At 62.8% G+C, this 21,589-nt stretch carries 18 protein-coding genes; 9 read left to right on the top strand and 9 right to left on the bottom strand.

Features of this window, described 5'->3' with window-relative positions; translation table 11 throughout:
- Nucleotides 1-14: 14 nt before the first annotated feature.
- The 9 genes from pilW (at nucleotide 15) to IFU31_RS19405 (ending at nucleotide 9,975) form a co-directional block, all read left to right on the top strand.
- Entirely contained in the window at nucleotides 15-770 is a 756-nt protein-coding gene (gene pilW, locus IFU31_RS19445; RefSeq protein WP_043186565.1) for a type IV pilus biogenesis/stability protein PilW, read from the top strand.
- Nucleotides 767-1,750 (top strand): RodZ domain-containing protein, encoded by a 984-nt coding sequence (locus IFU31_RS19440; protein ID WP_192104258.1) that lies wholly within the window; start codon nucleotides 767-769, stop codon nucleotides 1,748-1,750. Before pilW ends, IFU31_RS19440 begins: the two co-directional genes overlap by 4 nt.
- Before the next feature lies 1 nt (nucleotide 1,751).
- Entirely contained in the window at nucleotides 1,752-2,861 is a 1,110-nt protein-coding gene (gene ispG, locus IFU31_RS19435; protein ID WP_122713484.1) for a flavodoxin-dependent (E)-4-hydroxy-3-methylbut-2-enyl-diphosphate synthase, read from the top strand.
- Between the two features lie 22 nt (nucleotides 2,862-2,883).
- The gene (gene hisS / locus IFU31_RS19430) at nucleotides 2,884-4,173 is read left to right on the top strand and encodes a histidine--tRNA ligase (RefSeq protein WP_192104256.1); all 1,290 of its coding nucleotides are present in this window, start codon (nucleotides 2,884-2,886) and stop codon (nucleotides 4,171-4,173) included.
- A 42-nt stretch (nucleotides 4,174-4,215) separates the two neighbouring features.
- The gene (locus IFU31_RS19425; RefSeq protein ID WP_122479543.1) at nucleotides 4,216-4,857 is read left to right on the top strand and encodes a tetratricopeptide repeat protein; all 642 of its coding nucleotides are present in this window, start codon (nucleotides 4,216-4,218) and stop codon (nucleotides 4,855-4,857) included.
- Nucleotides 4,850-6,004, top strand: coding sequence for an outer membrane protein assembly factor BamB (gene bamB / locus IFU31_RS19420; RefSeq protein ID WP_197976848.1), 1,155 nt, complete (start codon nucleotides 4,850-4,852; stop codon nucleotides 6,002-6,004). The genes IFU31_RS19425 and bamB overlap by 8 nt, the downstream gene beginning before the upstream one ends.
- 120 nt (nucleotides 6,005-6,124) lie before the next feature.
- A complete protein-coding gene (der, locus tag IFU31_RS19415) occupies nucleotides 6,125-7,588 on the top strand; it encodes a ribosome biogenesis GTPase Der (protein ID WP_192104254.1) in 1,464 nt (487 codons plus the stop codon).
- A 441-nt stretch (nucleotides 7,589-8,029) separates the two neighbouring features.
- Nucleotides 8,030-9,178 carry a pyridoxal phosphate-dependent aminotransferase gene (locus IFU31_RS19410; RefSeq protein WP_192104252.1) on the top strand — a complete coding sequence of 383 codons (1,149 nt, stop codon included), beginning with the start codon at nucleotides 8,030-8,032 and terminating at the stop codon, nucleotides 9,176-9,178.
- Nucleotides 9,175-9,975 (top strand): amidohydrolase, encoded by an 801-nt coding sequence (locus IFU31_RS19405; protein WP_192104351.1) that lies wholly within the window; start codon nucleotides 9,175-9,177, stop codon nucleotides 9,973-9,975. Before IFU31_RS19410 ends, IFU31_RS19405 begins: the two co-directional genes overlap by 4 nt.
- A gap of 205 nt (nucleotides 9,976-10,180) precedes the next feature.
- On the opposite strand, the gene leuA is transcribed toward IFU31_RS19405, so the two are convergent.
- The 9 genes from leuA to IFU31_RS19360 all read right to left on the bottom strand — a co-directional run bounded on the left by leuA (nucleotide 10,181) and on the right by IFU31_RS19360 (nucleotide 21,536).
- Nucleotides 10,181-11,851: a 2-isopropylmalate synthase gene (gene leuA / locus IFU31_RS19400; RefSeq protein WP_192053571.1), complete on the bottom strand. Its 1,671-nt coding sequence runs from the start codon at nucleotides 11,849-11,851 to the stop codon at nucleotides 10,181-10,183.
- A gap of 383 nt (nucleotides 11,852-12,234) precedes the next feature.
- Nucleotides 12,235-13,056: a M23 family metallopeptidase gene (locus IFU31_RS19395; protein WP_192104250.1), complete on the bottom strand. Its 822-nt coding sequence runs from the start codon at nucleotides 13,054-13,056 to the stop codon at nucleotides 12,235-12,237.
- A gap of 3 nt (nucleotides 13,057-13,059) precedes the next feature.
- On the bottom strand, nucleotides 13,060-14,439 hold the full coding sequence (gene xseA / locus IFU31_RS19390; RefSeq protein WP_122479737.1) for an exodeoxyribonuclease VII large subunit: 1,380 nt from the start codon (nucleotides 14,437-14,439) through the stop codon (nucleotides 13,060-13,062).
- Nucleotides 14,440-14,532: 93 nt separating this feature from the next.
- On the bottom strand, nucleotides 14,533-15,501 hold the full coding sequence (locus IFU31_RS19385) for a peptide ABC transporter ATP-binding protein (RefSeq protein WP_122479535.1): 969 nt from the start codon (nucleotides 15,499-15,501) through the stop codon (nucleotides 14,533-14,535).
- Entirely contained in the window at nucleotides 15,501-16,469 is a 969-nt protein-coding gene (locus tag IFU31_RS19380; RefSeq protein ID WP_122479534.1) for an ABC transporter ATP-binding protein, read from the bottom strand. Before IFU31_RS19380 ends, IFU31_RS19385 begins: the two co-directional genes overlap by 1 nt.
- Before the next feature lie 10 nt (nucleotides 16,470-16,479).
- A complete protein-coding gene (locus IFU31_RS19375) occupies nucleotides 16,480-17,391 on the bottom strand; it encodes an ABC transporter permease subunit (RefSeq protein ID WP_049861914.1) in 912 nt (303 codons plus the stop codon).
- A 10-nt stretch (nucleotides 17,392-17,401) separates the two neighbouring features.
- Complete coding sequence (locus IFU31_RS19370) at nucleotides 17,402-18,412, bottom strand: ABC transporter permease subunit (RefSeq protein ID WP_122479533.1); 1,011 nt, start codon at nucleotides 18,410-18,412, stop codon at nucleotides 17,402-17,404.
- Between the two features lie 76 nt (nucleotides 18,413-18,488).
- Nucleotides 18,489-20,084: an ABC transporter substrate-binding protein gene (locus IFU31_RS19365; protein ID WP_192104248.1), complete on the bottom strand. Its 1,596-nt coding sequence runs from the start codon at nucleotides 20,082-20,084 to the stop codon at nucleotides 18,489-18,491.
- A gap of 72 nt (nucleotides 20,085-20,156) precedes the next feature.
- Nucleotides 20,157-21,536 (bottom strand): OprD family porin, encoded by a 1,380-nt coding sequence (locus tag IFU31_RS19360; RefSeq protein ID WP_122479531.1) that lies wholly within the window; start codon nucleotides 21,534-21,536, stop codon nucleotides 20,157-20,159.
- Nucleotides 21,537-21,589 lie beyond the last annotated feature (53 nt).

The raw sequence follows: 21,589 nt of genomic DNA, 5'->3' as shown, positions 1-21,589 counted from the left end.
ACGAGAGGAACCCCATGACCCTGCGCGCTGCGCTGCTGATCGTATTCGCCTTGCTGACCGGCTGCGTCACCACGGGCAAGGTCAATCCGATGGACACCAGCAAGGGGCGGGACGAGGCACGTCAGGCCTATGTGCAACTGGGCCTGGGCTACCTGCAGGAAGGCAGTACCGAACGGGCGAAGATTCCCTTGAAAAAGGCCCTGGAGCTGAACAGCTCCGACGCCGACGCCAATGCCGCACTGGCCCTGGTGTTCCAGGCGGAGATGGAACCGGAGCTCGCCGAGCAGCATTTTCGCAAGGCTTTGAACGCTCGCAGCGATGCCCGTATCCTGAACAACTACGGCAGTTTCCTGTACGAGCAGAAACGCTACAAGGAAGCCTATGAACTGTTCGAGAAGGCCGCCGCCGATACGCTTTACCCGGAGCGTTCACGGGTCTTCGAGAACCTCGGCATGACCGCAGTGGCCCTTGGGCAACGCGAGGTGGCACAGCAGAACCTGGAGAAGGCCCTGCGGCTCAATCGGCAGCAGCCCCGTGCATTGCTGGAAATGGCCGAGATGTCATACCAGGACATGCATTATGTGCCGGCCAAGGAGTATTTCGACCGGTTCACCCAGCTGAGCGAGCACACCGCGCGCAGCCTGCTGCTTGGCACGCGTCTGGCGAAAGTCTACGAAGACAAGAACAAGGCCGCCAGTTATGGCCTGCAACTCAAACGGCTTTATCCCGGTACGCCGGAATATCAGCAATACCTGTCGGAGCAAAGATGAAAGCGGCGCATCCCGAAGTAGCAGCAGGCTCTCGTGTAAACCCCGGCGATACCTTGCGTCAGGCCCGCGAAAGCAAAGAGTGGTCGTTGCCTGAGGTGGCCGCCCGGCTCAATCTCACGCCCACCTCGCTGGCCAACCTGGAAGCGGGCGCGTTCGACAAGCTGCCCGGGCACACCTTTTCCCGTGGCTACATCCGCGCCTATGCCAAGTTGCTGGGTCTGGATCAGGCAGTACTGGTGCAGGCGTTCGACCAGTACACGGGCACCAATGCGCAGGGCAGCAACGTGCATGGCCTGGGTCGCATCGAAGAACCATCGCGCCTGGCTCACAACCTGCTGCGCATCGTCAGCCTGATGCTGGTACTGGCGCTGGTGGGTGGCGGTTTCCTCTGGTGGCAGGACAAGACCACCGCGCGGGGCACCGATCCGACCAACGTCGCGCTGGAGCACGTCGAAGTCGAAAGCGCCGATGGCACCACCCAGATCCATCCGCTCGACGAGCCTGAAGACCAGGCGGTCGTGGCTGCGCGCGAAGGCGAGCCGACGGCCTTGAGCCTGAACCAGGGCCAGGCCCCGGTCGACCCGGCCACCACCGGTACGCCTGCCGCCACGGCGCCGCAGCCGCCGGTTGCGGCGCAGACACCAGCGACCGTTGCCGCGCCGAGCCCGAGCAGCGCCCCGACTAGCAGTGCTGCCGCCCCGGCTGCCGTCCCTGCGCCCATTGAGGCTCCAGTGGCCGGGCAAGGCCAGGTCGGGATCAACTTCGTCGCCGATTGCTGGACTCAGGTCAGTGATGCCACCGGCAAGGTCCTGTACAGCGGTCTCAAGCGTTCCGGCGAGAATCTTCAGGTCGGCGGCAAGCCGCCGTTCGCCATACGCCTGGGCGTGGCCAATGCCGCCCAGGTGACTTACAACGGTCAAGCGGTGGATGTCGCGCCCTTTACCAAGGGCAATACTGCTCGCATGAAGCTGGGGCAATAACATGCACGGTGAATCTCCGATCAAGCGCCGCGAATCGCGCAAAATATGGGTTGGCTCGGTACCGGTGGGGGGCGATGCGCCCATTGCCGTGCAAAGCATGACCAATACCGATACCAATGACGTCGATGCCACCGTGGGGCAGATCCAGCGTCTGGTCGATGCCGGTGCCGACATCGTGCGCGTGTCCGTGCCCGACATGGACGCCGCCGAGGCGTTCGGTCGCATCAAGCAGCGCGTCAGCGTGCCGCTGGTGGCAGACATCCACTTCGACTACAAGATCGCCTTGCGTGTGGCCGAACTGGGCGTGGACTGCCTGCGCATCAACCCCGGCAACATCGGTCGCGAAGACCGCGTGCGTGCCGTGGTCGATGCCGCTCGCGATCGCGGTATCCCGATCCGGATCGGCGTCAACGCAGGCTCGCTGGAAAAGGATCTGCAGAAGAAGTACGGCGAGCCGACGCCCGAAGCGCTGGTCGAGTCGGCGCTGCGTCACGTCGAGCATCTGGTGCGCCTGGATTTCCACGATTTCAAGGTCAGCGTGAAAGCGTCCGACGTGTTCATGGCCGTCGACGCCTATCGCCTGCTCGCCAAGCAGATCATCCAGCCCTTGCACCTGGGCATCACCGAGGCCGGTGGCCTGCGCTCCGGCACGGTCAAGTCGGCGGTCGGTCTGGGCATGCTGCTGGCCGACGGTATCGGCGACACCATTCGCATTTCGCTGGCAGCCGATCCGGTGGAGGAGGTCAAGGTTGGTTACGACATCCTCAAGTCGTTGCGCCTGCGTTCGCGTGGCATCAACTTCATTGCCTGCCCCAGCTGTTCGCGACAGAACTTCGACGTGGTCAAGACCATGAACGAACTGGAAGGGCGTCTCGAAGACCTGCTGGTGCCGCTGGACGTCGCGGTCATCGGTTGCGTGGTCAACGGACCGGGCGAGGCCAAGGAGGCCCATGTCGGTCTGACTGGCGGTACGCCAAACCTGATCTACATCGACGGCAAGCCGTCACAGAAACTGACCAACGACAATCTGGTGGATGAGCTCGAAAGGCTGATCCGGCAGAAGGCAGCGGAAAAGGTCGAAGCCGACGCGGCGTTGATCATTCGCGGCTAACCGGGATTTCTAAGGATATTTTGTGAGCAAGACTCTGCAAGCCATTCGTGGCATGAACGACATCCTGCCCGAGCAGACGCCGCTGTGGCGCTACTTCGAAGGCACCGTGGCCGGTTTGCTGGACGGCTACGGCTACCGCCAGATCCGCATGCCCATCGTCGAGTTCACCGACCTGTTCAAGCGCTCCATCGGCGAAGTCACCGATATCGTCGAAAAAGAGATGTACACCTTCGAGGATCGCAACGGCGATTCCCTCACGCTGCGCCCCGAAGGCACTGCAGCCTGTGTTCGGGCAGTGCTCGAACATGGCTTGAGCGGTGGTGGCCAGGTGCAGAAGCTCTGGTACATGGGGCCGATGTTTCGTCATGAGCGGCCGCAGAAAGGGCGCTATCGCCAGTTTCACCAGATTGGCCTGGAGGTGTTCAACCTCGACGGCCCGGACATCGATGCCGAGCTGATCGTGCTGACCTGGCGGCTGTGGAAGCTGCTGGGTATTCGTGACGCGGTCACCCTGGAACTCAACAGCCTGGGTACCAGCGAAGCGCGCGGTCGCTATCGCGAGGCGTTGGTGGAGTTTCTCACCGCGCACCTGGACCAGATCGACGAGGACAGTCAGCGCCGCCTGAAAACCAACCCGCTGCGCGTGCTCGATACCAAGCACCCGGAAACCCAGGCGGTGTTGGTCAACGCACCGAAGCTGGCGGATTATCTCGACGACGAGTCGCGCGTGCATTTCGAAGGTTTGAAGGCACGTCTGGACGCCGCCGGCATTCCCTACGTGATCAACCCCAAGCTGGTGCGTGGCCTGGACTACTACAGCAAGACCGTCTTCGAATGGGTCACCGACAAGCTGGGCGCCCAGGGCACCGTCTGTGCCGGTGGCCGCTATGATGGCCTGGTCGAGCAGATGGGCGGCAAGCCGACACCGGGCGTGGGCTTTGCCATGGGCATCGAGCGTCTGATCCTGCTGCTCGAAACCCTGGAGCAGGTGCCCGAGTCGATTTCCCGACAGGTCGATGTGTACCTGTGTGCATTTGGCGAGCAGGCCGAGCTGGCAGGTCTGACCCTGGCCGAGCGGCTGCGCGACGAAGTGCCTGGGCTGCGCTTGATGGTCAATGCCGGTGCCGGCAGCTTCAAGAGTCAGTTCAAGAAAGCCGACAAGAGCGGTGCGTTGCATGCCTTGATCCTGGGGGACGACGAACTGGCCCAACAAGTGTTAGGTTTCAAACCCCTGCGCGGCCAGGGCGAACAACAGAACATTGCCTGGTCGGCATTGGCCGATCATCTGGCGACCTGCGTTGTGCAGGGCTGAATCAAGCAAGCATCAAGCATTTGCGCGAATAGGAGCATTGGGGTGTCGAGTACCGAAGACGAACAAATGGGCGAACTCAAGGACTGGTGGCAGCGTAACGGCAAGCCCTTGGTGACTGGTGGCCTGCTGGCCCTGGTCATCGTGTTCGGCTGGCAAGCCTGGACCCGATACCAGAGCAACCAGTCGCAGAGCGCTTCCAACCTGTACCAGCAGTTGCTGGAAGCCAGCCTGACCCCGACCGGCAAGCCCGATACCGCCCAGGTGGCGGATCTGGCCGGCAAGCTCAAGAACGAGTTCGGCGGTACTGCCTACGCGCAGTACGCCAGCCTGTTCCTGGCCAAGGCTGCCGTCGATGCCGGCAAGCTCGATGACGCTGCAGCCGAGCTCAAGACGGTGGTCGACAAGCCAGCCGACACCACCTTGGGTGAGGTTGCGCGTCAGCGCCTGGCACAGGTCATGGCCGCGCAGAACAAGGCCGAAGACGCCTTGAAGCTGCTCGACGGCGACACCGACAAGGCCTTCCTGGCGGCCCGCGAAGAGCTCAAGGGTGACCTGCTGGTGCAACTGGGCCGCAGCGACGACGCTTATGCCGCCTATCAAAAAGCCAAGGCTGCGCTGTCCGATGAAGCGGCGGTGGGTGGCCTTCAAATCAAGCTCGACGACCTGGCCAAAGGGGATGCGTGACGTGATCCGTTGGAAACATGCAGCATTGCTGGCCCTGGCCTTGATGGCCGTGGGTTGCAGCAGCAACAGCAAGAAGGAACTACCACCGGCCGAGCTGACCGACTTCAAGGAAGAAGTGTCCTTGCAGAAGGTCTGGAGCCGCGGTATCGGCGATGGCCAGGGCAAGACCTACAACATGCTCGTGCCGGCCGTCGAGAACGACCGTATCTACGCCGCCGATGTAACCGGTGAAGTGGTCGCGATGAACCGCATGACCGGTGACGTGTTGTGGAAGAAGGATCTGGACCAGCCGGTTTCCGGTGCCGTCGGTGTGAGCTACGGCATGGTGACCCTGGGGACCCTGCGTGGCGACGTGATCGCTCTGGACGCCGATACCGGCGAACAGCGCTGGAAGGCGCGGGTGAACAGTGAAGTGCTGGCGCCACCGGCCAACAATGGCAACGTCGTTGTAGTGCAGACCCAGGATGATCGCCTGATCGGCCTGGATGCCAGCACTGGCGACCAGCGCTGGCTGTACGACAGCACCCCGGCGGTGCTGACCCTGCGCGGTACGGGCGCGCCGCTGGTGACCAACCAGCTGGCGATTGCCGGGCTGTCGACCGGCAAGGTCGTGGCGTTGGACGTTTCCAACGGCGTGCCGGTCTGGGAAGCGCGGGTTGCCGTGCCCCAGGGCCGCTCCGAACTGGATCGGGTGGTCGATATCGACGGCGGCCTGCTGCTGTCCGGTGGCACGTTGTATGTGACCACCTATCAGGGCCGCATGGCCGGCCTGGACCTGGAAAGCGGGCGCGTGCTGTGGCAGCGTGATGCCTCCAGCTACGCGGGTGTCGCGCAGGGCTTCGGCAACGTCTACACCAGCCTGGCCTCGGGAACCGTGGAGGGCGTCGACGAGCGTTCCACCACCGCCCTGTGGAGCAACGACCAGCTGGCCCGTCGTCAGTTGTCGGCGCCCGAAGTGTTCTCCAGCTACATCGCAGTGGGCGACCTGGAAGGTTATGTCCATCTGTTGAGCCAGGTCGACGGTCGTTTCGTCAGCCGCACCCGGGTCGACAGCGATGGCGTGCGGGCTCGCCCGCTGGTCGTCGGCGACATGCTTTATATTTTCGGCAACAGTGGCAAGCTGGAAGCCCTGACCGTCAAGCAGTGATTGACTATGCTTGCTGACACCCGCGGGTGTCGGCAAGCCGCTTCCTTAGAAGCGCCTCGAACTCCGGCCGCTGCCTGCAGCGGCCTTTGTATTTTCTGAATCAACGCAGTGGAGAGCCGCATGGTTCCCGTAATCGCCCTGGTGGGCCGACCCAACGTCGGTAAATCCACCATGTTCAACCGCCTGACCAAGAGCCGTGACGCCATTGTCGGCGACCTGTCTGGTCTTACCCGTGATCGCCAATACGGTGAGGCGCGCTGGCAAGGGCGTTCCTACATTCTGGTCGACACCGGTGGTATTTCCGGTGACGAGCACGGCATGGACGAAAAGATGGCCGAGCAGTCGCTGCTGGCCATCGAAGAAGCCGATGTCGTGATGTTCCTGGTCGACGCGCGCGCCGGTTTCACCTCCGCGGACCAGATGATTGCCGAACACCTGCGCAAGCGTAACAAGCGCTCGCTGCTGGTGGCCAACAAGGTCGACAACGTCGACCCGGAAATGGCCAAGGCCGAATTTGCCCCGTTGGGCATGGGCGACGCGATTCCCGTGGCCGGTGCCCAGGGCCGCGGCCTCAACACGTTGCTCGAAGCCGCCCTGGGCGAGTTTCCGCGCGACGATGACGAAGTCGACCTCGAAGCCGATGTGGCCGAAGGCGAGGAGGCCGTGCGCATCCCGGGCCCGAGCGAGAAGGATGGCATCAAGATCGCCATCATCGGTCGGCCCAACGTTGGCAAGTCGACCCTGGTCAACCGCATGCTCGGTGAAGACCGGGTCATCGTCTATGACCAGCCGGGCACTACCCGCGACAGCATCTACATTCCCTTCGAGCGCAACGAAGAGAAATACACGCTGATCGACACGGCCGGTGTGCGCAAGCGCGGCAAGATCCACGAGGAAGTCGAGAAGTTCTCGGTGGTCAAGACGCTGCAGGCGATCAAGGACGCCAACGTGGTGATCTTCGTCATGGACGCGCGCGAAGGCGTGGTCGACCACGACTTGAACCTGCTGGGCTTCGCCCTGGAAACCGGTCGTGCCATCGTCATCGCGCTGAACAAGTGGGATGGCATGCAGCCCAGCGAGCGCGACTATGTGAAGGTCGAGCTGGAGCGGCGGTTGTTCTTCGTCGACTTTGCCGACATCCACTTCATCTCGGCGCTGCACGGCACCGGCGTGGGTAACCTGTATGCATCGGTGCAGGCTTCGTTCAAGTCGGCGATCACGCGTTGGCCCACCAGCCGCCTGACGCAGATCCTCGAGGATGCGGTGCAGGAGCACCAGCCGCCGATGGTCAACAGCCGCCGCATCAAGTTGCGTTACGCGCACTTGGGTGGTGCCAACCCGCCGTTGATCGTGATCCACGGCAACCAGGTGGAGCGGGTACCCAAGTCGTATGTGCGCTATCTGGAAAACACCTATCGCCGGGTGCTCAAGCTGGTCGGTACGCCGATCCGTATCGAGTTCAAGGGTGGCGAGAACCCGTACGAGGGCAACAAGAACACCCTCACCGATCGCCAGGTCAACAAGAAGCGCCGCCTGATGTCGCACCACAAGAAGGCCGACAAGAAGCGCCGCGACAAGCGTTGATACACCGTGGTGACGCCGGACGCGGCTCGCGCCGCTGCTACAGGAAAATGTGTAACCCGTAGCAGCGGCGCAAGCCGCGTCGGCGGTGGTTGCGGTCCGTCAGACACACCACGCCCCCCGTAGCAGCGGCGCAAGCCGCGTCGGCGGTGGATGCGGTCCTTCAGACGCACCACGCTCCCGTAGCAGCGGCGCAAGCCGCGTCGGCGGTGGATGCGGTCCGTCAGACACACCACGCCCCCCGTAGCAGCGGCGCAAGCCGCGTCAGCGGTGGTTGCGGTCCGTCAGACACACCACGCCCCCCGTAGCAGCGGCGCAAGCCGCGTCGGCGGTGGATGCGGTCCATCAGACACACCACGCCCCCCGTAGCAGCGGCGCAAGCCGCGTCGGCGGTGGATGCGGTCTGCCTGCTACACTGGAGAACGGTTTTCCAGGGAGCAGCTCATGATCAGCAGCAAGCTGCCGAATGTCGGCACCACCATCTTCACCACCATGTCGCAACTTGCCGCACAAACCGGCGCCTTGAACCTGTCCCAGGGTTTCCCGGATTTCGACGGTCCGCCTGCCTTGCTCGAGGCGGTCGGTCGACATGTGCTGGCAGGCCACAACCAATACTCGCCCATGACCGGCCTACCGGCCCTGCGCGAACAGGTGGCGACCAAGGTCGAGCGTCTGTACCGGCGCACTGTGAGCGCCGAAACCGAGATCACCATCACACCGGGCGCCACCCAGGCAATTTTCTGCGCGATCCAGGCGGTCATTCGCCACGGCGATGAAGTCATCGTGTTCGATCCCTGCTACGACAGCTACGAACCCTCGGTCGAGCTGGCTGGCGGCACCTGCGTGCACGTGCAGCTGGATGCCGAGAACTTCACGATCGACTGGCAGCGGTTGAGCGATGCCATTACCGCGCGCACACGCATGATCATCATCAACACGCCGCATAATCCCAGCGGTGCCTTGATCAGTGCCGCGGAACTGGACCAGTTGGCGGCACTGATCGCCGACCGCGACATCTACATACTCAGCGACGAGGTCTATGAGCATCTGGTGTTCGACGGCGTCGCTCACGCCAGCGTGCTCGCTCATGAACGCTTGTATGAGCGCGCGTTCGTGGTCAGCTCGTTCGGCAAGACCTACCACGTCACGGGCTGGAAAACCGGCTATGTGATCGCACCGCCGGCCCTGAGCCGGGAACTGCGCAAGGTGCACCAGTACGTCAGCTTCTGCGGGGTCACGCCGCTGCAGTACGCGTTGGCCGACTACATGGCCGCACACCCTGGACATGTGGATGAGCTGCCGGCGTTCTATCAAGGCAAGCGTGATCTGCTCTGCGACCTGCTGGCGGATTCCCGCTTCACGTTGACACCCACGCCCGGTACCTACTTCCAACTGGTCGACTATTCGGCGATCCGGCCTGACCTGAACGATGTCGACATGGCGCTGTGGTTGACGCGCGAGCATGGGGTAGCGAGCATTCCGGTGTCGGTGTTCTATTGCACCCCGGTAGCGGATCAGCGCCTGATCCGGTTGTGTTTCGCCAAACGTGAGGAGACGCTGCGCGAGGCAGCGAGCACATTATGCCGAATATGAGTGAAGCGACTGTTGTCGAGCATGCCCCGGAACTCAAGCTCGCATTGGTGCAGACCCAGCTGGCCTGGCACGACCGCGAAGCCAATCTCGAGCACTTCGATGCCTTGCTCGAGCACGCGCGGGGTGCAGATCTGGTGGTCCTGCCGGAGATGTTCACCACAGGGTTCTCGATGGAGTCCGAAAGCCAGTGCGAGCCGGAGAATGGGGTGACTCACGGCTGGCTGTTGGCGTGGGCCGACAAGCTCGACGCGGTAGTGACCGGCAGCGTGATCGTCCAGGCTGCAGACGGCAGCTATCGCAACCGCCTGTTGTGGGCGTGCCCGGACGGCCAGATGCTGCATTACGACAAGCGCCATCTGTTTCGCATGGCTGCAGAGCACGAGCACTACAGTGCTGGGGAGCACCAGGCGGTGTTTTCCGTGAAGGGCTGGCGCGTGCGTCCGTTGATCTGCTACGACCTGCGTTTTCCAGTGTGGAGCCGCGATGCCCAAGGCACTGACCTGCTGCTGTACACCGCCAACTGGCCGGGCGCGCGACGCATGCACTGGAACCGCCTGCTGCCAGCTCGGGCAATCGAGAACCTGTGTTACGTAGCCGCAGTGAACCGCGTGGGCACCGATGGCAAGGGCTTTGCCTACACAGGCGACAGCCAGGTGCTGGACTTTCAGGGCGAGAATCTGCTGAGCGCTGGCGAGGCCGACGGGGTCTTCCACGCAAGCCTCAGTACCGAAGCGTTGCGCGCCCACCGCGGCAGGTTCCCGGCCCACCTGGACGCTGACGAATACGAGTTGCGCTAGGAATGCTCATGCCTGACACGCCGCGGTGCGTTTTTCGCGGCCGATGATTCGATAGTTTGTAGGAGCGGTCTGTGGCCGCGAAGGGTTCATGGCGTTATCTCTGACACACTGCGGTGTGTTTTTCGCGGCCGATGACCGCTCCTACGGGGTAGCGCAGGCATAAAAAACCGGCCCTGATGGGCCGGTTCTTGTACGACTACCCATATCAGGCAGCTTTCGCTTCCTGCTGGCTCAGCGACCGGTTCAGCGCGCTGAACAGGGCCTTAAAGCTGGCTGTGGTGATGTTTTCGTCCACACCCACGCCATGCACGGGACGGCCACCGGCCACCCGCAGCTCGATGTAGGCTGCGGCCTTGGCGTTCGTGCCTGCGCCGATGGCGTGTTCGTTGTAGTCCATGATCTCGACGGCGATTGGCATGGAGGCGACCAGCGCTTCCAGCGCGCCGTTACCCTTGCCACGCCAGTGTTGGGTTTCTCCATCACTGTGCACTTCGACGTCCACGGCACTGTTGCCGTTTTCTTCCTGCAACCGATGACTGATCAGCGCGTAAGGCGTGTTGGCCTGCAGATACTCTTTACGCAACAAGGCGTAGATCTGCTGGGCGGTCATCTCGAGGCCCAGGCGGTCGGTTTCACCCTGTACCACCTGGCTGAACTCGATCTGCATGCGGCGCGGCAGGCTGATGCCGTATTCTTGTTCCAGCAGGTAGGTGATGCCACCCTTGCCCGACTGACTGTTCACGCGGATGACTGCTTCGTAGCTGCGACCGATGTCGGCCGGGTCGATCGGCAGGTATGGCACCTCCCACAACGTGCCTTCCTTCTGCTGGGTAAACCCCTTGCGGATGGCATCCTGGTGCGAGCCGGAAAACGCGGTGTGAACCAGATCGCCCACGTACGGATGACGAGGGTGCACCGGCAACTGGTTGCACTCTTCGACCACCTTGCGGATGCCGTCGATATCGGAAAAATCCAGCTCGGGATCGACGCCCTGGGTGTACAGGTTCAAGCCGAGGGTCACCAGGTCGACGTTACCGGTACGTTCGCCGTTGCCGAACAGGCAGCCTTCGACGCGATCCGCGCCGGCCATCAGACCCAGCTCGGTGGCAGCCACGCCGGTGCCACGGTCGTTGTGCGTGTGCAGGCTCAACAGCACGCTGTCGCGACGGTTGATATGGCGGCCGAACCATTCGATCTGGTCGGCATAGATGTTGGGCGTGGACACCTCCACGGTGGCCGGCAGGTTGAGGATGACCTTGTTCTGCGGGGTGGGATTCCACACCTCGATCACCGCATCGCAGACTTCCTTGGCAAACTCGAGCTCGGTGGCGCTGAAAGTTTCCGGGGAGTACTGGAAGGTCCACTGGGTTTCAGGCTGCTGGGCTGCGTATTTGACGAACAGCTTGGCGGCATTTACCGCGATGTCCTTGACGCCCTGCTTGTCCTGGTTGAACACGATCTTGCGGAAGGACGGCGACGTGGCGTTGTACAGGTGAACGATGGCCTTCTTGGCGCCCTTGAGCGATTCGAAGGTGCGCGCAATGAGGTCTTCGCGGGCTTGGGTCAACACCTGAATGGTCGTGTCGTCCGGGATATGGCCGTCTTCGATCAGGGTGCGCACGAAGTCGAAATCGGTCTGCGACGCGGAAGGGAAGGAGGCTTCGATTTCCTTCACGCCAACGGCGACCAGGGTTTTCCAGAAGCGCAGCTTCTTGGCTGCGTCCATGGGCTCGATCAGCGATTGATTGCCGTCTCGCAGGTCGGAGCTGCACCAGATAGGGGCCACCGTGATGGCTTTCGACGGCCAAGTGCGGTCGGGCAGGTCGATAGTCGGGAACGCACGGTACTTCTGCGACGGGTCTTTGAGCATGGACATGGTGAAAATCCTTGGTGAGCAGCCTGGGGAAAGGGCCTGCCGGTCATTCGAATGGTGAAGAGGCGAGGCGACGCGTTTCAGCCAGGCAGTCGTGCACTGACCAGGCAGAGGCTGCGATGCTGGCGGAGCTGGATGAGGGTGTGTGCAGTGTTCATGACCCCAACCCTAACCAGTGGGGTGAAAAATGGCAAGGGTATTGAGGAAAATGGTAGGGGAGTTGGGTATCTCGGAGCAGGCGAGATTTTATTGCTGAATATTTGGAAAGAGGTGCCAGAGATTGCGTGGCTTTAAGGGGCGGCGCAATGCGCTGGGTCGACGGTGCGGCCTTCGCGGGCAGAGCCCGCTCCCACAGGTCAAGCAGTGCTGAGAGGATTTCCGGTGGATCAAGGCTGAAAGGCGTTGATGAAGATCGCCGGATCGACCCGCGCATCGTTGAGGCTGACATTCCAGTGCATGTGCGGTCCGGTCGCGCGGCCGGTGGAGCCGACCCGGCCGACCACTGCACCGCGTACCAGGCTTTGCCCGACCTTCACGTCGATCTTGGACATGTGACAGAACATGCTGATGAAGCCCTGCCCATGGTCGACGAACACGGTGTTGCCATTGAAGAAGTAATCACCCACCAGAATCACCTTGCCATTGGCAGGGGTCTTGATCGGCGTGCCGGCCGGCACCGCGAAATCCAGGCCCGAGTGAGGATTGCGCTCCTCGCCGTTGAAGAAACGCCGCACGCCGAACTTGCTCGACAGCGGTCCGCTGACAGGCTTGTCCAGCAGCAGGTTGCTCGGCGTGCCAGCGCTGAAGCTGCGATAGGCGCGCAGCTGCTCGGCCAGTTCGCCGTCGATGCGTTTGATGTCGGCCGGGTTGGGGTTGACCTGCCGTGTATTCTTCAAAGTGATCCGCTGTTCCGGGTACTGTTTGCTGCCCACCTGAAAAGCGACGGTGCGCCCGGCCACGCTCAACTGCGCCGGGCCCGGCTTGACCGTCAATGGAATACCTACGATGGCGCGCCAGGTGCCTTGCTCGTTGACCACCAGCACCTGCCTGCCATCGTAGGTGGCCTTTGGTGCCTGGCTGGCGCTGCCCAGATCGACCACCACCACGCCGCCGGGCACCGGTTTGTTCAACAGCCGGGTGATGTAGCTGTCCGCCTGGGCGAACGAAGACAGGCATATCAGCAGGGCGACAACGAGAAAACGCGGCATGGATCAGTCCAGTAGGGAAAGGGTAACGGGCGTGAGGTGATTGTCCTCGACGCGCACTGCAAGCTCGCCTTCGCCGAGCCTTGCGATCAGGCATTGACCGCGCTGGGTCTGCTCGGCGCTGCGGATGGCCTGGCCCCGCTCATCGAGCAGGATGCTGTAGCCGCGTCCGAGGGTCGCCAATGGGCTGACCACGTGCAGGGTCTGCACCTGGCTCTGCAGTAACAGACGACGCGCCTTGAGGGTGTCGCGCATGGCCCGCGGCAGACGCTCGGCCAGGCCATCCAGGCGCTGTTTGAGCAGCCGCAGGACTCGGTCCGGATGCTGCCCGGCCAGCCGCGTCTGCAACTGTGCCAGGCGGTGCCCGCGCGCGGTCATCTGCCGCTCGAAGGCACGGCGCATGCGCATGTCCAGGTCATCCAGGCGCTGTGCCTGTTGGCGCAGGCGCTCGCCGGGATGGCGCAGGCGACGGGTCAGCCCTTCCACACGCAGGCGTTCGTGGGCCAGGCGATTGTGCATGCGCAACACCAGGCGCCGCTGCAGGCTGTCGAGTCGGCGCTGCAGGTCGCCGGCATCCGGGGCCAGCAGTTCGGCGGCTGCCGAAGGAGTAGGGGCACGTACGTCGGCCACGAAGTCGCTGATGGACACGTCGGTCTCGTGGCCTACGGCGCTGACGATCGGCGTCACGCAGGCATCGACGGCGCGCGCCACGGCTTCTTCGTTGAAGCACCAGAGGTCTTCCAGCGAACCGCCGCCACGGGCGAGGATGATCGCGTCGAACCCGCGCGCATCGGCCAGGCGCAGGGCGCGGACGATCTGAGCGGTGGCTTCGCGGCCTTGCACGGCGGTCGGGATCAGGGTCAACTGGATCTGCGGGGCACGGCGACGGAACACGCTGATGATGTCGCGGATTACCGCGCCGGTCGGCGAGCTGACGATCCCGATACGTTGCGGGTGAGCCGGCAGCGCGACCTTGCGTTCGCTGCTGAACAGGCCTTCGGCATCGAGCTTGACCTTGAGCGCATCGAACGCCATGCGCAGCGCGCCGTCGCCGGCAGGCTCCACGGTGTCGAGGATCAGCTGATAGTCACCACGGCCTTCGAACAGCGAGACCTTGCCACGCACCTTTACCGCTGCGCCGTCCTTGAGGACCTGGCGCACGCGTTGGGCGTTCTGCCTGAACAAGGCGCAGCGTACCTGCGCACCACTGTCCTTCAGGGTGAAATAGACGTGGCCGGACGCCGGACGCGCCAGGTTGGAGATTTCACCTTCGACCCAGATGTTGCTGAAGACGTCTTCGAGCAATACGCGGGCGCGGCCATTGAGCTGGCTGACGGTGATGACCTCGCGATCGAGGTTGAGGCGGGCGAAGGGGTCTTTGATCATGTTCGGCATCATAGAGACATTCGTCTGCGGATGCACTGGGAGGAGGGGGAGGGAAAAGGCCTCTTCGACAGTGAGCGAAGAGGCCTTGAAGCGTTACAGGAACTGTTCGGCGTAATGACACGCCACTTGCCGCGTATCCACCGGCCGGAACGCCGGTATTTCCGTGCTGCAGCGTTCGGTGGCGTACGGGCAACGCTTGTGGAATGCACAGCCCGACGGCGGATTCAACGGGTTGGGCAATTCGCCGACGATCTTGATCTTGGGCTTGAGCGGATCGGGCTTGATGGTCGGCGTTGCCGACAGCAGGGCCTGGGTGTACGGGTGCAGAGGCCGGGTATAGATGTCCTCCTTGGGCCCCATTTCCGCCGGCCGGCCCAGGTACATCACCAGCACCTGGTCGGCCACGTGACGCACAACCGCCAGGTTGTGTGAAATGAACACGTACGCAGTGTTGAACTCCTGCTGCAGGTCCATGAACAGGTTCAGCACCTGCGCCTGGATCGACACGTCGAGTGCCGAGGTCGGCTCATCGGCGACCAGCACCTTTGGCTGCAGCATCATGGCACGAGCCAAGGCAATACGCTGGCGCTGACCACCGGAGAACATGTGCGGGTAGCGCTGGTAGTGCTCGGGCCGCAGGCCGACCTGTTGCATCATGGCCTGCACCTTCTCGCGTCGCTCGGCCTTGCTCAGCGAGGTGTTGATGAGCAGTGGCTCGCCCAGCTGATCGCCGATCTTCTGCCGCGGATTGAGCGAGGCATAAGGGCTCTGGAAGACCATCTGCACGTCCTTGCGCAATTGCTTGCGCTCGGCCTTGCTGGCGCCGGCGACTTCCTGGCCGGCAATCTGCAGCGAGCCGGACGAAGGCTCTTCGATCAGGGTCAGCGCACGCGCCAGGGTCGACTTGCCGCAGCCCGATTCACCGACCACGGCAAGGGTCTTGCCGGCTTCGAGCTCGAAGGACACGCCATTGAGGGCGCGCACCACGGCATCAGGCTTGAACAGCCCGGCCGAGACGTTGTAGTGGCGAGTAAGGTCGCGGGCGGTCAGTACGACGCTCATTACGCCACCTCCTGATTGAGTGGGTAGAAACAGCGCGCCAGGCTCTGGGTTTTCTGATCCAGGGCAGGGCGTTCGGTACGGCAGTTTTCACGCACGTACGGGCAGCGTGGCGAAAGCAGGCAGCCCTGCGGACGGTCGTAGCGGCCCGGGACGATACCGGGCAGGGTGGCCAGTCGCTCCGCGCCCTCGCTGTGCTCGGGGATGGCCATCAGCAGCGCTTCACTGTAGGGGTGTGCAGGGATATCGAACAGTTGCGGCACATGGCCCACCTCCACCGCCTGGCCGGCGTACATCACGCACACGCGCTGGGCGGTTTCGGCGACCACGGCAAGGTCGTGGGTGATCAGGATCAAGCCCATGTTCTGCTCTTGCTGCAGGTTGAGCAGCAATTCCATGATCTGCGCCTGAATGGTCACGTCCAGGGCAGTGGTGGGTTCGTCGGCGATCAGCAGCTTGGGTTCGCCGGCAATCGCCATGGCGATTGCCACGCGCTGGCTCATGCCACCGGACAGTTGATGGGGGTAGGCATCCAGACGGCTTTCCGCCGCAGGAATTTCCACCTTCTTGAGCAGTTCCAGGGCCCGCTGGCGCGCGGCCTTGCCGGACATGCCCAGATGCTGGCGCAAGACCTCCTCGATCTGGAAGCCCACGGTGTAGCTTGGGTTCAGGGCGGTCATCGGATCCTGGAAAATCATCGCCAGGTCCTTGCCGACCACCTTGCGCCGTTGCCGTGCGTTGAGCTTGAGCATGTCGTGGCCGTCGAACAGCAGCGAGTCGGCCGTGACGATGCCGGGCGCGTCGATCAGGCCCATCAGGGCCATCATGGTCACCGACTTGCCCGAACCCGACTCGCCGACGATGGCGAGCACTTCGCCCTTGTCCACGCTGAGGTCCAGCCCGTCGACGACCGGCACAGCCTTGGCGTCGCCAAAGCGCACGTTCAGGTTGTTGATATTCAAAAGTGACATGGTCGGCTCCTCAGGCGGCGTTCTTGAGTTTGGGGTCCAGCGCATCGCGCAGCCCGTCGCCCATCAGGTTGATTGCCAGCACGCTGAGCAGAATGGTCAGACCCGGCAGGCTCACCACCCACCAGGCGCGTTCGATGTAGTCCCGCGCCGAGGCCAGCATGGTGCCCCATTCCGGCGTCGGCGGCTGCACGCCCAGGCCCAGGAAGCCCAGCGCAGCGGCGTCGAGAATCGCCGAGGAGAAACTCAAGGTGGCCTGCACGATCAGCGGCGCCATGCAGTTGGGCAGCACGGTAATGAACATCAGGCGTGGCAGCGTTGCCCCGGCCAGCCGCGCGGCGGTCACGTAGTCGCGGTTCAGTTCACCCATCACCGCAGCGCGGGTCAGGCGCACGTAGGAAGGCAGCGACACCACGGCAATGGCGATCACGGTGTTGATCAGGCCAGGGCCGAGAATGGCGACGATGGCCACTGCCAGCAGCAGCGACGGCAGCGCCAGCATGACGTCCATCAGGCGCATGATCGACGGCCCGAGGATGCGTGGGAAAAAGCCGGCCAGCAGACCCATGAGGATGCCCGGGATCAGTGACATCACCACCGACGACAGGCCGATCAGCAGCGACAGCCGCGAACCCTGGATCAGGCGCGAAAGCAGGTCGCGGCCCAGTTCGTCGGTGCCCAGGATGAACTGCCACTGGCCGCCTTCCAGCCATACCGGCGGGGTCAGGAGAAAGTCGCGGTACTGCTCGCTGGGGTTGTGCGGTGCCACCCAGGGCGCGAACAGCGCGCAGAAGACGATGATCAGCATGAACACCAGGCCGGCCACGGCGCCCTTGTTCTTGGCAAAAGCCTGCCAGAATTCTTTGTACGGGGAGGGATAGAGCAGGCTCTGATCCACCGCTACCGTTTCGATTTTCGTAGTCATGGATAGGGTCTCAGCGCTGATGACGGATGCGTGGGTTGGCCAGGCCGTAGAGGATATCCACGACGAAGTTGACCAGGATCACCAGGCAGGCGATCAACAGGATGCCGTTCTGCACGACAGGGTAGTCACGGGCGCCGATGGCCTCGATCAGCCACTTGCCGATGCCCGGCCAGGAGAAAATGGTTTCGGTCAGTACCGCACCGGCCAGCAGCGTGCCGACCTGCAGGCCGAACACCGTCAGCACCGGAATCAGCGCGTTGCGCAGGCCGTGCACGAAGACCACGCGGGCCGGCGACAGGCCCTTGGCGCGCGCGGTGCGCACGTAGTCCTCGCGCAGCACTTCGAGCATCGAGGAACGGGTCATGCGCGCGATCACCGCAAGCGGGATGGTGCCCAATACGATGGCCGGCAGAATCAGGTGGTGCAGAGCATCCCACCAGGCGCCTTCGTCTTCGCTGAACAGCGTGTCGATGAGCATGAAGCCGGTTTTCGGCTCGATGTCGTACAACAGGTCGATGCGCCCGGAGACCGGCGTCCAGCCCAGGGTCACCGAGAAGAACATGATCAGGATCAGGCCCCACCAGAAAATCGGCATGGAATAGCCGGCCAGGGAGATGCCCATGACCCCGTGATCGAACAGGGAGCCTCGCTTGAGTGCGGCGATTACCCCGGCGAGCAGGCCCAGAATGCCGGCGAAGATCAACGCGGCAATGGACAGCTCCAGGGTGGCCGGAAACAGTGCGGTGAACTCGGTCCACACGCTTTCCCGAGTCCGCAGCGACTCGCCCAGGTTGCCCTGGGCAAGGTTGCCGATGTAGTCCAGGTACTGGGCATACAGGGGCTTGTTCAGACCCAGGCGTTCCATCGCCTGTGCGTGCATTTCGGGGTCGACCCGACGCTCGCCCATCATCACTTCGACAGGGTCACCGGGAATCAGGCGTATCAACGCGAAGGTCAATAGCGTGATGCCGAAGAAAGTGGGGATCAGCAATCCCACACGTCGGGCAATAAAACTAAACATCGTGCGTAGTACCTCATCAGCCGGTTAGGCATGCCCCGCGTCCGCCCGGATGGGCGCCGAAGCGGGGCGTCTTTTTCTACTTCACCTGGGTGGTGGCGAAGTTATTATTGGTCATCGGGCTTATGTGGAAGCCTTCGACGTTCTTGCGCATGGCCGAGAACAGGCGTGGATACGCCAGGCTCAACCAGGGTTGCTCTTTGAGAAAAATGACCTGTGCCTGTTCGTAGAACGCCGCGCGCGCCGCCGGTTCAGTGGCTTCGCGGGCCTTGTTCACCAATGCATCGAACTCCGGGTTGCACCAGCGAGCGGCGTTTTCGCCGTTCTTCGCCGCTTCACACGTCAGGTTCGGGCTGAGAAAGTTGTCCGGATCGCCGTTGTCGCCGGCCCAACCGTAGAAAGCCAGGTCATGTTCGCTCAGTTTCAGGCGCTTGATCAACTCGCCCCACTCCAGCACGCGAATATCCAGCTTGATGCCTACCTTGGCCAGGTCCGCCTGGAGCAGCTGCGCCGCCAGGCTGGAATTGGGGTTGGTCGGGCTGCTGCCATTGCGCGCAAAGATGGTGAACGACGTACCTTCCGGAACGCCGGCTTCCTTGAGCAGCGCCCGGGCCTTGGCCGGATCGTAGGGCAAGTCCTTCAGGGAATGATTGTAGCCCAGCAAGGTGGTCGGGTAGGGGCCCACGCCCGGCGTTGCGTTGCCTTCGCCGAACAGCGTACGGACGAAGGTCTGCTTGTCGAAGGCCATCTGGATGGCCTGGCGCACGCGCACGTCGCTCAGGTACTTGTGGGTGGTGTTGATGGCCACGTAGCTGGTCATCAGGGCGTCCATTTCCGCGATCTTGAGCTGCGGGTCGGCCTTGATGCCGGGCACGTCGTCCGGCTTGGGGTACACCGCGACCTGGCATTCATTGGCGCGCAGCTTCTGCGCCCGCACGTTGTTGTCCACGGTGATGGCGAAGATCAGCGGGTCGGCCGGTGGCTTGCCGTTGTAATAGTCGGGGTTGGCCTTGTAGCGAACCTGAGCGTCCTTGCTGTAGCGCACGAACACGAAGGGGCCGGTGCCGATCGGCTTGCTGTTCAGCTCGGCGGTCTTGCCGGCCTTGAGCAACTGGTCGGCATATTCGGCGGAATAGATCGAGGTGAAGCCCATTGCCATGTCGCGCAGGAAGGGCGCCTCTGGGCGCTTGAGCACGAAACGCACGGTCAGCTCATCAAGCTTGTCGATGCTCTGGATCAACTCACCCATGCCCATTGATTCGAAGTACGGATAGCCCATGGTCGACTTGTCATGCCAGGGGTGGTTGGCATCGAACTGGCGCATGAAGCTCCACAGCACGTCGTCGGCAGTGAGGTTGCGGGTCGGCTTGAAGTAGTCCGTGGTATGGAACTTCACGCCCTCGCGCAGGTGGAAAGTGTAGGTCTTGCCGTCTTCGCTGATGTCCCAGCTTCGTGCCAGGCCGGGCTGGATATCGGTGCTGCCCGGCGTGAAGTCGACGAGGCGGTTGAACACCGTTTCGGCTGAGGCGTCGGCCGTCACCGCACCGGTGTACTGAACGATATCGAAACCTTCGGGACTGGCTTCGGTGCAGACCACCAGCGGTTTGGCACTGGCGCCCAGGCTCATGCCGAGCAGGGCGGCGGCTACGGCAGTCTTGAGTGATAGCGTTTTCATCGTTGCCCTCGCAATCGCACGTAAGCGTAGTCGCTGCCCGTGATTCGGCGAACCACGGGCAGCGCTCGCCGATCAAAGAATCTGGAACGGAATGGTAGTGACGATGCGCAGCTCGTTGAGGCTGCCATCGACCTGATTGGCGCTGGCGCGGTGGGCACTGTAGGTCGCGCGAATGGTGCTGGCCTTCAATGGCCCGCCCTGCACGGCGTATGAGGTGCCGAAGCCGTACTCGTAATGGCTTTCGCCGTCCTGAGCCTGAATGCCGTCATAGCCGCCACCCTTGTAGCGCGTGCCATCGATGCCCCAGCCGCGCGCGGTGTAGACGCTGAACTTGAGCCCCGGTACGCCATAGCTGGCCATGTCCAGCCCGTAGCCGACCTGGAACGATTTTTCGTTCGGGCCGTTGTAGTCGGAGAACAGCGAGTTGGCCAGGAAGATGGCGTTGGTCTCGTGCAAATAGTCGAAGTATTCGTCGCCGTTCACTTCCTGGAAGGCCAGGGTCAGGCTGTGCGCCTTGTGCGTCGCGGTCAACGACAGGCTGTAGGTGTCGTTGTCGATGGCACCCATCTTGGCGCTGCCCGCATCCTTGGTCTTGTAATAGTTGAACCCGGTGCTCAGGCTCAGTACCGAGGCATCCCCCAATTCATGGGCTGCGCCGAAATAGTACTGGTTCCAGAGATCCTTGACGTTGGACGCGTACAGGCTGGTGGTCAGGCTTTTCAGCGGCTGGTAGTTGAGGCCGAAGATGTTGACCTGATCGGTAGTGGTGCCGTTGCCGTACTCGGTCCTGAATTTGCTCAGGCCCTGCTCGGTGCGCGGCGACACCCGGCTGAACGTACCGAGGTCGAAATCGAGGTTGTCGAACTCGGCGCTGTGCACGCTGACACCCTCGAAGCTGGAGGGCAGGGCACGGTTGCCGATGAAGGCCAGCACCGGTGTGTTCAGCGATTGCCGCCCGGCGGTCACCACCGTGTTTGAAACCCGTGCCTTGAGGTTGGCCAGGCCTGCCTTGGTCCACTGGTCGACCACTTCGCCGTCGTGGTCGGTCAGGGTGCGGTTGCCGCCGCCAGCCACGCGGCCTTTGCCTTGCTCCAGAGCCACGGTGTTGTAGGCCGCCACTTCGGTACTGAAACCTACCGTGCCTTGGGTAAAGCCCGAGGTGTAGTTGACGATGGTGCCCTGTACCCAGGTGTCGCGGCTGCCGGTGCGTTCGGTGGCGCCGTTGCCTTTGTTGATGCCCCAGGTCAGGCCGCGCTTGCCTTTTTCCTTGGCGAACCAGTTGCGCGTCGAGCCGGTCAGGCTCGAGTCCTCGATGAAGCCCTGGGCTTCATCCTGGGCGCTGCTGGTCTTGACGCTGAGAGGGACGAAAGCCTGGCTGACTTCTTCGGCCAGGGCCAGGGGCGTGAAACCGCTCAAGGACAACGTGAGTACTGCTCTCTTGGTGATTTTCAACTGAAGCTCCTTACATTTTTTGGTTTTATTGCCGCTTTATCGAGGCGGCTTGT

The organism is Pseudomonas sp. CFBP 13602 (assembly GCF_014842725.1).
Classification (GTDB): domain Bacteria; phylum Pseudomonadota; class Gammaproteobacteria; order Pseudomonadales; family Pseudomonadaceae; genus Aquipseudomonas; species Aquipseudomonas baltica.
Note: the sequence above shows the minus strand (reverse complement) of the source record. Positions and strands in the feature narration are given on the sequence as shown.